General features: G+C 61.6%; 11 protein-coding genes. 6 read left to right on the top strand and 5 right to left on the bottom strand.

Annotated elements, in window-relative coordinates; genetic code table 11:
• Positions 1-8: 8 nt before the first annotated feature.
• Both recA and ACJO2E_RS03960 read right to left on the bottom strand, forming a co-directional pair.
• Positions 9-1,061 (bottom strand): recombinase RecA, encoded by a 1,053-nt coding sequence (recA, locus tag ACJO2E_RS03965; RefSeq protein WP_406962046.1) that lies wholly within the window; start codon positions 1,059-1,061, stop codon positions 9-11.
• A gap of 134 nt (positions 1,062-1,195) precedes the next feature.
• Entirely contained in the window at positions 1,196-1,693 is a 498-nt protein-coding gene (locus tag ACJO2E_RS03960; protein ID WP_406962044.1) for a CinA family protein, read from the bottom strand.
• Between the two features lie 172 nt (positions 1,694-1,865).
• Between ACJO2E_RS03960 and mutS the strand changes: the two genes are divergently transcribed.
• Positions 1,866-4,484, top strand: a complete 2,619-nt coding sequence (gene mutS, locus ACJO2E_RS03955) for a DNA mismatch repair protein MutS (protein WP_406962042.1) — start codon at positions 1,866-1,868, stop codon at positions 4,482-4,484.
• Positions 4,485-4,699: 215 nt separating this feature from the next.
• A complete protein-coding gene (gene fdxA, locus ACJO2E_RS03950) occupies positions 4,700-5,023 on the top strand; it encodes a ferredoxin FdxA (RefSeq protein ID WP_328188417.1) in 324 nt (107 codons plus the stop codon).
• Between the two features lie 106 nt (positions 5,024-5,129).
• Here fdxA and ACJO2E_RS03945 read toward each other — a convergent pair whose 3' ends face one another.
• Positions 5,130-6,074 (bottom strand): DegV family protein, encoded by a 945-nt coding sequence (locus ACJO2E_RS03945; protein ID WP_406962040.1) that lies wholly within the window; start codon positions 6,072-6,074, stop codon positions 5,130-5,132.
• Between the two features lie 143 nt (positions 6,075-6,217).
• Positions 6,218-7,162 (bottom strand): DegV family protein, encoded by a 945-nt coding sequence (locus ACJO2E_RS03940; protein ID WP_406962038.1) that lies wholly within the window; start codon positions 7,160-7,162, stop codon positions 6,218-6,220.
• A gap of 243 nt (positions 7,163-7,405) precedes the next feature.
• On the opposite strand from ACJO2E_RS03940, the gene ACJO2E_RS03935 reads away from it, so the two are divergent.
• The 4 genes from ACJO2E_RS03935 (at position 7,406) to ACJO2E_RS03920 (ending at position 11,687) form a co-directional block, all read left to right on the top strand.
• Entirely contained in the window at positions 7,406-8,587 is a 1,182-nt protein-coding gene (locus ACJO2E_RS03935; RefSeq protein WP_406962036.1) for a BaiN/RdsA family NAD(P)/FAD-dependent oxidoreductase, read from the top strand.
• Positions 8,588-8,811: 224 nt separating this feature from the next.
• The gene (locus ACJO2E_RS03930) at positions 8,812-9,633 is read left to right on the top strand and encodes a poly(ethylene terephthalate) hydrolase family protein (RefSeq protein WP_406962035.1); all 822 of its coding nucleotides are present in this window, start codon (positions 8,812-8,814) and stop codon (positions 9,631-9,633) included.
• Positions 9,634-9,765: 132 nt separating this feature from the next.
• A complete protein-coding gene (locus ACJO2E_RS03925; protein ID WP_406962033.1) occupies positions 9,766-10,830 on the top strand; it encodes a helix-turn-helix domain-containing protein in 1,065 nt (354 codons plus the stop codon).
• A complete protein-coding gene (locus tag ACJO2E_RS03920) occupies positions 10,827-11,687 on the top strand; it encodes a lipase secretion chaperone (protein WP_406962032.1) in 861 nt (286 codons plus the stop codon). Before ACJO2E_RS03925 ends, ACJO2E_RS03920 begins: the two co-directional genes overlap by 4 nt.
• Positions 11,688-11,774: 87 nt before the next feature.
• On the opposite strand, the gene ACJO2E_RS03915 is transcribed toward ACJO2E_RS03920, so the two are convergent.
• Positions 11,775-14,840, bottom strand: a complete 3,066-nt coding sequence (locus ACJO2E_RS03915; RefSeq protein WP_406962030.1) for an efflux RND transporter permease subunit — start codon at positions 14,838-14,840, stop codon at positions 11,775-11,777.

The raw sequence follows: 14,840 nt of genomic DNA, 5'->3' as shown, positions 1-14,840 counted from the left end.
TGGACAAATCAGAGCAGTTCGCCGTTGGCTTCTTCCGCTTCAGCGGTTGCCGGCTCCTTGCCCTTGGGTACGGGCTTGGGCATCAACTTATCGCGAATGGCGGTTTCAATCTCGGTGGCAATGTCCGGATTCTCCTCCAGGAACTTGGCGGCATTAGCCTTGCCCTGGCCGATCTTGTCGCCCTTGTAGGCGTACCAGGCACCGGACTTGTCCACGAACCCTTCCTTGACTCCCATGTCCACCACTTCCGCCATGTGGTAAATACCCTTGCCGTACATGATCTGGAACTCGGCCTGCTTGAACGGCGGCGATACCTTGTTCTTCACCACCTTGACCCGGGTGTCGTTACCCACCACCTCGTCACCTTCCTTGACGGAGCCGATGCGGCGGATATCCAGGCGCACTGAGGAATAGAACTTGAGGGCGTTACCGCCGGTGGTGGTCTCCGGGCTGCCAAACATCACGCCGATCTTCATACGGATCTGGTTGATGAATACCAGCAGACAGTTGGCGTGTTTGACGTTGCCGGTAAGCTTGCGCAGGGCCTGGGACATCAGACGAGCCTGCAGACCCACATGGCTGTCGCCCATTTCCCCTTCGATTTCCGCTTTCGGAGTCAGCGCCGCAACGGAATCGACGATGATGACGTCTACCGCGTTCGAACGCACCAGCATGTCGGCAATTTCCAGTGCCTGCTCACCGGTATCCGGCTGGGATACCAGCAGATCGTCCACATTCACACCGAGCTTTTCGGCGTAAACCGGGTCCAGAGCATGCTCTGCGTCGATGAAGGCACAGGTTTTACCATCTTTCTGGGCTTCGGCGATCACCTGGAGGGTCAGGGTGGTTTTACCGGAGCTTTCCGGGCCATAGATTTCACAGATCCGGCCATAGGGCAAGCCGCCGATACCCAGGGCCACGTCCAGGCCAAGTGAGCCGGTGGAAACCGCCGGAATGGCTTCCCGGGGCTGGTCGCCCATTTTCATGACGGCGCCCTTGCCGAACTGGCGTTCAATCTGGCTCAGTGCCGCGTTCAGTGCTTTGTTGCGATTGTCTTCCATCAGTGCAAACCCTCAATGTTTCCGACTGTCCCGGACCACTTTACTGTATACTTGAACAGTATTAAACCACAGTCCTGATCCCAGACCAACCCCATTCAGAAAATCCCCTTTGCAGGGTCGTGTGCAACGCCGGATCAGAGCGTCTGGACGTAATCCGTCAGCCCCTGCAACGCATAGACCACGCTCTGCCGCCGGACCGCATCGCGGTCACCGTCGAAGTGGCAACGATGCGCCACGATACCACTGGTCGGCGCCCCCCAGGCGAACCAGACCGTGCCCACCGGCTTGCCCTCGCTGCCCCCGCCAGGACCCGCCACGCCACTGGCGGCAATGGCAAAATCCGCACCGGTCGCCTTTACCGCACCCGCCACCATCTGCCGTACCACCGGCTCGCTGACGGCGCCATGCTGTTCCAGGTTTTCGGCTGAAACGTGCAGCAGCTCACGTTTCATGCCGTTGCTGTAGGTCACCAGGCCACCGAGGACATAGTCCGACGAGCCTGGCCGGTCGGTCAGGGCCTTTACGATCCAGCCACCGGTACAACTCTCCGCCGTCACCATGGTCTGCCCCCGCAGGGAAAGGAGGTCACCCAGGTGGTTGGCCGCCTGCTCCATGGTCGAGTCTTTCAACATCCGCAGCCTCCTCGTTTCATCCAGCGTCATATTTTCTTACAATCCGGTGGCCCTGTCTGCGAGCAACAATATCGCTACGGTGTGGTTCGCTATCACGCAGTCTTCGGGGCACCGGCTTTTAGCCGATTCTACACCGGGATTTCTCAGACTCCACCAACTGGGCGCACATTACATGTCGGCAGCACAGAACGACCTTTCCAGGCACACCCCCATGATCCGCCAGTACCTGAAGATCAAGGGGGAGCACCCCAATGAACTGCTGTTCTACCGCATGGGGGATTTCTACGAGCTGTTCTATGATGACGCCAAAAAGACCGCTGAACTGATCGATATCACCCTGACTGCCCGGGGCCAGTCCGGCGGCAACCCGATTCCCATGGCGGGAGTGCCCTACCATGCTGCCGAGAACTACATCGCCCGCCTGGTTCGCGCCGGCCAGTCCATCGCCATCTGTGAGCAGATCGGCGACCCGGCTACCGCCAAGGGCCCGGTGGAGCGCAAGGTGGTGCGCATCATTACCCCGGGCACCCTCAGCGACGAGGCCTTCCTGGAAGACCGCCGCGACAACCTGTTGCTGTCCATCTTCCATCACCGGGAAGGGTTTGGCATTGCCACCCTGGATATTTCCAGTGGCCGCTTCGCCGTCTCGGAGATCGAGGGCACCGACGCCCTGCAGGAAGAGATCCAGCGACTGCGCCCGGCGGAAGTGCTGATCAGCGAGGATTTCCCCTTCGAGGACCTGCTGGACGGTCTCAGCGGTATTCGTCGCCAGGGGCCCTGGCTGTTCGAGGCGGAAACCGCCCACCGCCTGCTGACCCAGCAGTTGCAGGTGCGGGACCTCACCGGCTTTGGCTGTGAGGACCTGACCCTGGCCATCTGCGCTGCCGGCTGCCTGCTGCAGTATGCCCGGGAAACCCAGCGCACCGCCCTGCCCCATATCCGCAAGCTGACGCGGGAACGGCGGGAAGACGCGGTGGTGCTGGACGCCACCAGCCGTCGCAACCTGGAAATCGACACCAACCTGCTGGGCGGCCACCAGCACACCCTCGCCTGGGTCATGGACCGCACCGCCACTGCCATGGGCGCCCGCCAGTTGCGCCGCTGGCTCAACCGCCCGCTACGGGATTCGGAACAGGTCTACCAGCGCCAGCATGCGGTGGCGGCCCTGCTGGACGGCTTCCACTACGAGCCGGTGCATGACCTGCTCAAACGGGTGGGCGATATCGAACGCATCCTGGCCCGGGTTGCCCTGCGTTCCGCCCGCCCCCGGGACCTGGCCCGACTAAGGGATGCCTTCGCCGCCCTGCCCGACCTGCAACAGGCGCTCAGGCCGGTCAGTTCCCATCACGTGGTCAGGCTGGCCGGCCTGATCAGTGAGTATCCCGAACTGGCGGACCTGCTGGAACGGGCCATCATCGACAACCCGCCGGTGGTCATCCGCGACGGCGGCGTGATCCGGGAAGGCTTCGACGATGAGCTGGACGACCTGCGCAATATCAGCGAGAACGCTGGCCAGTTCCTGCTGGACGTGGAAACCCGGGAGCGGGAACGCACCGGCATCACCACCCTGAAAGTGGGCTACAACCGGGTACATGGCTACTACATCGAGATCAGCCGCGCCCAGTCGGACCAGGCGCCGGTGGACTATATCCGCCGCCAGACCCTGAAGAATGCCGAACGCTTCATCACCCCGGAACTGAAGGAGTTCGAGGACAAGGCCCTGAGCGCCAAGAGCCGCGCCCTGGCCCGGGAAAAAGGCCTGTACGACGAGCTGCTGGAAACCCTGGCCGGCCAGTTGCCACAACTTCAGGACAGCGCCCAGGCCCTGGCGGAACTGGACGTACTGACCAACTTCGCCGAGCGGGCCACCAGCCTGCGGTTCACCGCACCGGAGTTCCGCGAGGCACCGGGCCTGGATATCGACGCCGGCCGACACCCGGTGGTGGAGCAGTTGCTGGACGAGCCCTTCGTACCCAATAACGTGCTGATGGACGAACAGCGGCGGATGCTGGTGATCACCGGCCCCAACATGGGGGGTAAGTCCACCTATATGCGCCAGACCGCACTGATTGCCCTGCTCGCCTACTGCGGCAGTTTCGTACCGGCGGACCGGGCGGTGCTGGGCCCGGTGGACCGGATCTTCACCCGCATGGGATCCTCCGACGACATTGCCGGTGGCCGCTCCACCTTCATGGTGGAAATGACCGAAACCGCCAACATCCTCCATAACGCCAGCCGTCATAGCCTGGTACTGATGGACGAGGTGGGCCGGGGCACCAGCACCTTCGACGGCCTGTCCCTGGCCTGGGCCACGGCGGAACACCTGGCACGGGAGGTGGGCTGCTATACGCTGTTCGCCACCCACTATTTCGAGCTGACCCAGCTTGCCGACCAGCTCGATCACGCGGTGAACGTCCACCTGACCGCCACCGAGCATGACGACAGCATCGTCTTCCTGCACACGGTCCATGATGGCCCCGCCAGTCAGAGCTACGGCCTCCAGGTAGCGCAACTGGCAGGGGTCCCCCAGGCGGTCATCGCCCAGGCCCGTTCCCAGTTGCAGCGACTGGAGGGTGACCATCGGGAGCCGGTGACAATGTCCGCCTCGTCACCGGCCGGGCCAGGGCCTGCCAGCGCGCCACCCGACGCCTTCCAGGGGGACATGTTTGCCAGCCTCGAACCCAGCGCCGTGGAGAAGGCCCTGTCGGAACTGGACCCGGATGACCTGACGCCCAGGCAGGCCCTGGAACAACTCTATGAACTGCGTCGCCTGGCCGGCACGAAGGGATAACGCCACGCCTGAAAACCCGCCCTCATAAGGTTATAGCGCCATAGCGCTTGCGGGGCGGGCGGGTGCTCCCTACAATATCGGCCTCCAAATACCAACGATCAGAACGAAGGGTGGCGGTCGCCCTCTACGACAGGCCCCGGATCGGGACCTGTCCCAGGCGATAACACCAGAACCACCCCACTGATGAGACAGACCACCAGACCAGGAATCTGACTATGACGTTTGTGGTTACCGACAACTGCATCAAGTGCAAGTACACGGACTGCGTGGAAGTATGTCCGGTGGACTGCTTTTACGAAGGCCCGAACTTTCTGGTGATTGACCCGGACGAGTGCATCGACTGTGCGCTGTGTGAGCCGGAGTGTCCCGCCGAGGCCATATTCTCGGAGGATGAGCTGCCTGCGGGTCAGGAACCGTTCATCGAGATCAACGCCGAGCTGGCCGCCAAGTGGGAGAACATCACCGAGAAGAAGGACCCGCTGCCTGACGCGGAGGAGTGGGACGGCAAGCCGGACAAGCTGCAGTACCTGGAGCGCTGATCACCGCAGCCCAAACCCGGACTGCCCAACGGGCAGGATTCGGGGTGGTAACCTGTGAATCAGGAAAAGGGGGAGCCGACCGGCTCCCCCTTTTTCTGTTTCCGCCTCAGTCTTCGAACCCGTGGTCCTCGGCAGCAAGGGCAAGGCACACACTGCCCGGCCCCAGATAGATACTGCTGGTGATGCCCATCTGGCACAACAGCAATTCCACCTTGTGGCGCTGGCAGGCTTCTCGTAGCCGGGCCAGCCCCGGCAACTGCTCGATCTCCGCCGACGACATGCCGCACGACAGTGACACATAGGGCGTCAGCAGCCCTGCCTCCACCCGACGGACGGCATAGTCCAGCACTTTCTCGACCGCCGCATCGAAACTCCGGGTCTTGGCCACCGCAGTACCATCCGCGCCGTGCCCCCAGACAATGGGGGTAATATTCAGGGTCTTGCCCAGGAAGGCACTGACCGCGGAAATGCTCTTCACGTTACGCCGGCGCGCCCGCTCTCGTATGTAGTGCAGGTCGCGGGGAATTGAGCAGGTGTAGATATTGTCGGCAAAGGTCTCCACCTGGTGACGGAGGGCATTCTTCGACAGCTTCTGGTTGATGAGTCGCAGGGTATGAGCGGCCATCAGCCCCTGTCCGGCGAATACCTGGCCGGTGTCGACAACCCGCATGGAAAACGGCCCCGAACGACCGGCTTTCTCACGGATGGGCTGGTAACGGGCCATCACCTGATTCATGGCCAGTGTCGCATTGTCGAAGATTTCACTACGGGACCGGTCCACCGTTTCGCAGAACGCCATGTCATATGCCGTCACGACCTTTTCCAGGAACAGCTTCTGGATGGCTTCGGCGCTGAAAGCCTCCGTTTCCGCGTGATGCCCCTTCAGCAGCAGGCCACGATCATAGAACTCCGCCGTGGTCGCAGGATCATGGTCGTCCACATAGGTCTGACCGTTGATGATCGCCGTAAGCGGCAGGATGAAGATATCGTTCTTGCGGATAAACTCGGGTGGCAAATCACAGGCCGAGTCCACCATCAAACCAACACGCATAACGCCTCCCGAAGTGCACCGCTCTGGGGATAAGCGGCGAGTAATGTGACAGGAGGCGCTCTTTTACCAGAAAGCGCTCAAGGTTTCAGTGTGGTCCTTATCAACCTTTGACCCAGTGTGACAGATGTCACAATCGAGTCCGGTCAGGCATCGAACTCGTGATCTTCCGCCGCCAGCGACAGACAGATACTGGCCGGACCTATATAGATGCTGCTGGTGATGCCCATACGCGAGAGCAGCAGCTGTACATTGTTCTCCTCACAGACCCTGCGCAGGCGATCCAGCCCTGGCAGCGCTTCAATCTCTTCCCAGCTCATGCCACAGGATATGGACACAATCGGCGCCAGCAGCCCCCCTTCCACGCGCTGTACGGCGTAATCCATCACCTTTTCCACGGCAGCATCCATGGACCGGGTCTTGGCCACCGGTTTGGCGATAACGCCCTTACCCCAGATAATCGGGGTTATGTTGAGGGCCTTACCCAGGAACGCCACGATGCCGGATACGCTCTTGTCGCCCCGGCGGCGGGCACGCTCACGGATGTAACTCAGGTCCTTCGGCACCACACAGATCCATACCTTTTCCGCAAACTTCTCCACCTCATGGCGGAGTGCATTCTTGGACAGCCCCTTGCTTAACAGGCTTACCGTGTAGGCAGCCAGCAGCCCCTGACCCGCAAACAACTGGCCACTGTCGATAACCCGCATGGTGAAATTGCCATCAACACCGGCTTTCTCGCGGACGGACTTGGCCTGAGCCATGACCATATTCATGGCTTCGGAGGCATTCTGGTAGATCTGGCTGCGTGAGCGATCCACCGTTTCGCAGATAGCAACGTCGTAGTTGGGCACCACCTTTTCCAGGAAGAGTTCACGAATCTGTGCGGCGGAGAAAGCCTCGGTTTCAGCATGGTGACCCTTGCCCAGCAGCCCCTGCTGATAGAAATCTTCCGTGGTTTCCGGATTGTGGTCGTCAATGAAGGTCTGGTTATCGATCTTCGCGGTCAGCGGCAGGATAAAGATGCCATGCCGGCGAATGAATTCATGGGGTAGGTCGCAGGCGGAGTCCACGATCAGGCCAACTTTCATTACGTCCTCCAGTTTTTTGTCGGGCCCGGCTGTTTGGGGGAATAGGCCCTTGTTGTTATCTACTAAGAACATACAGGTTTGTCCGTAATAGTCGAGCCCGGTCATGGTAACGGGAGACCACCAGGAGTGTCATTTCACAATTGCTTACGTTCTGACCCCGGAAACCGCCGGCTACCGAGGGTATCGCAGGGTTACCGCGGCCGTTATACTGCCGCCCTTCGACAGGACAGGAAGCAGAAAACCATGGCCCAGACCTACGATGTCGTCATAATCGGCGCCGGCGCGGCAGGCCTGATGTGTGCCGCCACGGCCGGTTACCGTGGACGTCGGGTGCTAGTGATCGAGCGGTCCGCCAAACCCGGTCGGAAAATCCTGATGTCCGGCGGCGGTCGCTGCAACTTCACCAACCTCAACAGCTCGCCGGCCAACTTCCTGTCAGACAACCCCCATTTCTGCATTTCCGCCCTCAAGCGCTACCGCCCCCAGGACTTCCTGGACCTGGTGGAACGCCACGGCATCGAACATGTGGAAAAGGCAGCGGGACAGCTTTTCTGCCGCGACAGCGCCAAAGACCTTCTGGACATGCTGCTGACCGAATGTGAGTGGGCCGGTGCCGAGCTACGACTTAAAACCAGCGTGGAATCGGTGACCGACCGCTCCGGAGGGTACCAACTGCAAACCAGCGGTGGCGCCATCCATTGCGACACTCTGGTGATCGCCACCGGTGGGCTTTCCATTCCCACCATGGGGGCCACCGGCTTTGGCTACGACATAGCCCGTCAGTTTGGCCTGCCGGTGCTGCCGACCCGGGCCGGACTTGTACCCTTCACGCTTCACCCGGAACTCAGGGAGGAGCTTGCGCCGCTGGCTGGCCTGAGCTGCCCGGTAGACGTCCACTGCAACGGCGAGCATTTCCGGGAGCCCATGCTGGTCACCCATCGGGGACTGAGTGGTCCCTCCATGCTACAGATATCCAGCTTCTGGCATCCGGGTGACCCGCTGTCCATCGACCTGCTGCCAGGGCGGGACGTACACGGGGAGCTGAACGCCCTGAAGCGGGAGCACCCGTCCCTCAGCCTGGAACGCTACCTGTCGGACACCCTGCCCAAACGCTTCGCCCAGGCGTTCGCCCGTCTGCAGGAATGGTCCGGGCCCTTGCAGGAATACCGGAACAGTGACCTGGAGTCCGCAGCCAGCACCCTTTCGGGCTGGACCCTGCAACCCGCGGGCACCGAAGGTTATCGCACCGCCGAGGTCACCCTGGGGGGCGTGGACACCCGACACCTCTCCTCAAAGACCATGGAAGCCAATGATAGCCCCGGACTTTACTTCATCGGCGAAGTTGTCGACGTGACCGGCCACCTTGGCGGCCACAATTTCCAATGGGCCTGGGCATCCGCCGTGGCAGCCGGCAACATTGCCTGACGATTACTGCCTCCGGCAAAAGCGACCGCCTTCACACCGGATCGACCCCACCACCGAAAATCGATCGAGATTTGCACATGCTGTGATGCGCGACCACCGCCACCGACCTCTACTATCGAACCAGGCCGACTCAGGGAGCCTGATAGTTAACCTCCGTCCAGCTCCCCTGCTTCACGGCCAACTCAAAATCCAATAACGACGTTCTGAAGATCGGGGAAAACACTATGAAACTCGCCAGATTCAAACCGTCTTTGCCACGAAACACTTTAGCTGCCGTCGGCGCACTGCTGATCTCCAGTTCCGCCCTCGCGGTCGGTGGTGGTGGCGGTGGTGATCCCACGGACCAGTACGCGTCCCCCGGTTCCTACGCCACCACATCCGGTAGCGAAGGTCAGTCATGCACCGTCTATCGCCCCCGCAGCGTACCGGAAGGGGCACCACTGATCCTCTGGGGCAATGGTACGGGCGGTTCCCCGTCCACCTACAGCGATGGCCTGGAGCACTGGGCCTCCTACGGCTTTGTGGTGGCGGCGGCCAACACCGCCAATGCCGGTTCCGGCGAGGAAATGCTGGACTGTATCGACGCGGTTCGCCAGTCCAGTTATGGCAGCAGCGTTGACTTCTCCAACATCGGTGCCTCCGGCCACTCCCAGGGCGGTGGCGGCACCATCATGGCAGCCCGCGACACCCGTATCACCGCCACAGCACCGGTCCAGCCCTACATCCTCGGACTGGGCCACGACGCCGATTCACAGGACGAGCAAACCGCTCCGATGCTGCTGCTCTCCGGCAGCAACGACGCCCTGGCGGACCCGGCCCGGAACCAGAGTCCGGTATTTAACCGCGTTGACGTACCCGTGTTCTGGGCCACTCTCAATGGCGCGGGCCACTTCGAGCCCGTCGGCGACTTCGGCGAGTTTGCCGGCATCAGCACCGCCTGGTGGCTGTATCAATTGCAAGGTGACCGTGCTGCGGCGGAACTGTTCACCGGCCCCTGCACCGCCTGTGACCTGAACGGCTGGGATATCGAACGCAAGGGCCTGTAAACGGCACACTAGATGCAGGAGTCAATTTTGTTAAGGGGTTCCTGTTACCCCACTGAGAATCAGGGCACACTGTAAAGGAATGTTACAACACCAACACAATAATGGCATTGACAATCAAAGGGGGCTCTCAACATGGACTTCAACGCCAGAGTGATCCCACTCCACCTGCATCCACTGGGATTTATTGAGATTTTTGTCCGACATGGAGCCAGCCTCAGCGACCTCCTCAAAGGCACCGGCATATCACCGGCCATGTTTGACATGCAGGACATCCGCATCAGCTACCTGCAACAGCAGACCCTGGTCCGCAATGGCATACAGCACTGTCGCAAGCCCGGACTTGGCCTTATCACCGGTATGGAGATGGACTGGAGCTTCTGGGGAACCCTGGGCTACACCATCCATTCCAGCCCCAGCCTGAAGGAAGCCGGCGAGGCCTTCCGTCGTTACCTGGTGATAGCACAGCCCTATTACGCGCTGATGGTGTCCCGACCTACCACCTATATCGACTGCAACCGCCGGGTGGTGGACCCCCTTGACTATGCCACGGACGAGGTCTACGAGGAGGACGTGCGCATGTTCACCCTCGAGTTCCGGGTGGCCATGGCGGCCCGGTTGTGGACACTCTGTGGCAATCCGGACGCCCGGGACACTGATGTGCACGTTACCCTGGATTACCCGGAACCGGCCCACGTGGACCTGTACAGCGAACTGCCCTGCAAGTCGGTCACCTTCGGCACCGACCGGACCGCCATCTCGGCTGACTACAACTATGTCATCAAGCCCTTCCGTCCCTACCGTCGCCGCGCCTACCGCAAGCTGATCCAGCAATGCGAACAGGAACTGAACCAGGCACCGGTGGATATCACCTTCACCGATCGGGTGCGCTGGCATATCCGCTCCCACTTCAATCCATCCATCGATCTGGAGCAGGTGGCCCAAGGCATGCAAATGCCACCACGATCCCTGACCCGGCGGCTGGCCGCGGAAAAGACCTCATTCCGCAAACTGCTCCATTCCGTCAGAATGGAGATTGCCACCCATCAGCTCCGGTCATCCGGGTTGAGCGTGGACGAGGTTGCCGACATCGTCGGCTTCTCCTGCGCCTCCAGCCTGCGCCGGGCCATGAAGAAGTGGTCGGGCACCACCATTTCCCATATTCGTGAGCAACAGGGTGTCGAGGAGTTGATGCCGTGACGACCCGGATCAACAAGGCCAGAAAAAACAACGCTCCGGCGCCCCGCCCCAGAAACCGGGCCGTACTGTTTGCCACTGGCGCCGGTATCCTTGGCGTTGTGACCATCGCCATATGGGCGGGGGGAAAGGCACTGATTCCGGAGTCCGCCCCACCGGCGGAGGAACAGGCTGCGGAACCGCAACCTGCCACCACCGATATATCGAAGGTCAGCGAAAGTCCCGGGGAAGAAAAGCTGTTCTCCGACACCATGCTTGCAGCGGAGGAAGACGAGCCGGAACAGCCTGTCGAGACGGAACAGGAAGAGGAGACCAATCTCCCGTTCAAGCTCGAACAGGTGGCCGGTGCCCTGAGCCAGATCGAGCTGGACGAGAACGGCGACATCGTCCTGAACGAGACCGCCCAGACCGTGTTGGAGCAAGCCTTCCTCGATGCCCGGGTCACCATGGATGAGCAGCAACTGGCGGAACTGAAGGCGATGATTGAGGCGGGCCTGGGGGGGCAGGCGGGAGAGCAGGCGGTGGAGATTACGGAAAAGTTCTACCGCTACAGCAATGCCTTCCGGGAGATTTCCGATACGCTGGCGGTTCGCAGCGACCCGCAATCCCTGCGCAATGATTACGAGCAGATTGCCCGCCTGCGCCGGACCCACCTGGGGCCGGAACTGGCTGACCAACTGTACCACCGGGAAGAGCAGATGGCCCGCTACACCCTTGAGGTCATGGCCATCCAGGCGGATCCGGATCTTACCCCCGAGCAGCGCACGGAAAGGCAACAGAAACTGGCCTCCCGTTACCCGGAGGTCATGCCCAATGGCGGGTCTCCTGATGACGACTCATCGGAGCAGGCCACGAACTAGCTCCGACCTCCCCTTGAATCCTGCCAGCGCCGGAGCGACAAACATGGGCAGCTCCCGGCCTGGCAGGGTCTTCCCCTCCAAGGACACCTATTCGACAGGCTTTGCCGCCGGACCAAACCTGGCCCCTACCAGCAGCAACACCGGTGTCAGCAGCAACGTCAGGAAGGTGGCAAAAGCCAGCCCACCGGCAATGGCGCTGGACAACTGTGTCCACCACTGGGTTGAAGGCGCATTGATACCCAGGGACGGTGTCAGCAGGTCCACATTCACACTCAGCACCATGGGCATCAGGCCCAGGATGGTGGTAATGGCCGTCAGCAGGACCGGGCGCAAACGCAGACAGCCGGTTTCCAGGGCTGCCTCCATCGGGGCCAGACCTTCGGCACGCATCTGGTTGAAGGTATCGATCAGGATGATGTTGTTGTTCACCACAATACCGGCCAGCGCAATGATACCCATGCCCACCATAACCACCCCGAAGGCCTGCCCGTTCAGCAACAATCCCAGCAGTACCCCCGCCGTCGACAGGACGATTGCCGACAGGATCAGCAGGGACTGGTACAGGGAGTTGAACTGGGTCACGAGGATCAGTGTCATCAGCCCGATGGCCACCAGGAAGGCAAGTCCCAGGAAGCTCATGGTACGTCGCTGCTCCTCATCTTCGCCGCCATAGAGGATTCCCACCCCTTCCGGTAGCTCCGGCAGACGCTCACGCAACAGGTTCAGCAGGGCGTTGGCGTTGCTGCCCGGTCCCACATCCGCCTTCACGGTGATCGCCCGCTGGCCATCCAGCCGGACAATGGTCCCCGTCTTGGGCGCGGGCTCCAGACTGATGAACTGGGACAGGGGAACCTGCCCCCGTGACGTGTTCAGGGTCTGCCGCTCAAACTGATCAAGCTCCCGCCAGGCCGGCGGAACACGTACCGCGATATCCACTTCGTCACGCACTTCCGTCGGGCGGTAGGTGGCCAGCACCAGACCATTGGTCACCAACCTCACGGAACTGCCGATACTGACCACGTCGGTACCGAACCGGGCCGCAGCTTCCCGATCCACCTCCAGGCGCCACTCAATACCCGGCAGGCTGCGGTTATCCTCCACATCCACAAACCCGCCGATGTCGCCCATGGTGTCACGCAACCGTGTGGTGTAGTCGTCCAGCACCCCGTAATCCGCGCCGGTGATCATGATCTCAATCGGTTTGCCGCCACCGGGGCCCTCTTCCTGCTGACGGAACTCCAGCCGGATGCCCGGAATATCCGCCGTCATATCGCGGAACTCGGCGAGGATCTCCGAGGCCGGGCGACGCTGGTCCCAGTCCACGAAGTTGAACTGGAGACTGCCGATCACATCCGGCGCCATCTGCTGGTCGGGACTGACCATGGAACGCGCATACAGCGACGCCACCTCCGGCATGCCCGCCAGCCGATGCTCCACTTCCCGGACAATGGCATCCCGTTCGTGGATCGATAGGTCACCCCGGGCCCGGACATGAACCTGAGCCGACTCCGGCTCCACCTCGGGGAAGAATTCCAGGCCGTGGTTGAACGACTTATAGCTCCAGCCAATCACCCCGATGATCAGCAGGGCACCCAGAAGCGTCAGCCAGGGATAGTGCAGCAAACCCGACAAGACACGACGATAGCCGGCCACAATGGCACCATCGCCGCCCGCTTGCCTTGGCCTGTCGCCGCCACTGACACCGCCCATCACCGGCAGGAACACCAGCGCCATGGCCAGGGAGGCGGTGAGGCAGGCAATGACCGTGGCAGGCAGGTATTTCATGAATTCGCCCACAGTATCCGGCCAGAACAACAAGGGTACGAAGACCGCCAGGGTGGTGGCTGTCGAGGCAATGACCGGCCAGGACATACGGCTGGCTGCCTCCGCCCAGGCCTTGCGCGGGGACATGCCATCAGACAGGTTACGGTCCGCCAGTTCCGACACCACGATGGCGCCGTCCACCAGCATGCCGGCCACCAGGATCAGGCTGAACAGCACCACGATATTTAGGGTATAGCCTACCGTCCAGATCAACAGGATACCGCTGAGGAAGGCGCCGGGAATGGTGATTCCCACCAGTGCGGCGGAGCGGGGGCCCATGGCGGCGATCACCACGATCACCACCAGCACGATGGCGGTGAGCACGTTGTTGAGCAGGTCGGACAGGATGTTCCTCACGTCCTCGGACTGGTCCATGGTGTAACGGACATCCAGTTCGTCCGGCAGCCAGGGGCCAGCGGCGTCCATCAGGCCGCGGACCTTGGCCACGGTCTCCAGGATATTGGCCCCGGACCGCTTGGATACCTCAAGCACCACCGCCGGTTCACCATTGATCCGGGCAAAGCCGGTGGGGTCCTTGAAGGTCCGCTGCAGCACCGCTACATCGCCGAAGGTCACCACCCGGTCGCCGCTCACCTTCACCGGCATGTTCATGACGTCCTCGACGTCTTCCACCACACCGGGTACCTTGATGGCCAGCCGCCCCTGACCGTTATCCAGGCTGCCGGCCGCCACCAGCTGGTTGTTACGGCGCACCAGGGTGGCAAGCTGGTCGTAGTCGACGCCATAGCTCTCCAGTACCTGAGGATCAACCACGATCTCCAGCAGGTCTTCCCGGTCGCCGCCGATCGACACTTCCAGCACCTCGGGAATACCCTCGATGGCGTCCTGGAGTTCCCTTGCTATGGAGATCAGTTCCCTCTCCGACAGCGGGCCGGACAGGCCAATAGACAGAATGGGGAACAGGGATACGTTGATCTCGTGGACCCGTGGCTCCTCCGCCTCCGAGGGCAGGTCCGCCTTCGCGGTGTCCACCTTCTCCCGTACGTCCTGTAGGGCCTGGTCGGGGTCGAAACCGGCGTCGAACTCCAGTATCACCGCGGCATACCCTTCCGCCGCCGTGCTGCGCATCTCCTTGATACCCTCGATGGACCGCAGCTCCTGCTCCAGGGGGCGTACCAGCAGACGCTCACCATCCTCCGGACTTACCCCCTCCAGGGTCACTGACACATAGATGGTGGGGATGGTGACATCCGGATTGGCTTCCTTGGGAATGGTGCTATAGGCGGCAAAGCCACCCAGGAGCAGGAACAGCAGAAGCAGCAGCGTGGTGCGGCTGCGATCCATGGCCGCGTGTATAAGGGTTCGCAT

Source organism: Marinobacter shunpengi, from assembly GCF_045449695.1.
In the GTDB taxonomy this organism is placed as follows: domain Bacteria; phylum Pseudomonadota; class Gammaproteobacteria; order Pseudomonadales; family Oleiphilaceae; genus Marinobacter.
This window is presented reverse-complemented; position numbering and strand designations above follow the sequence as displayed.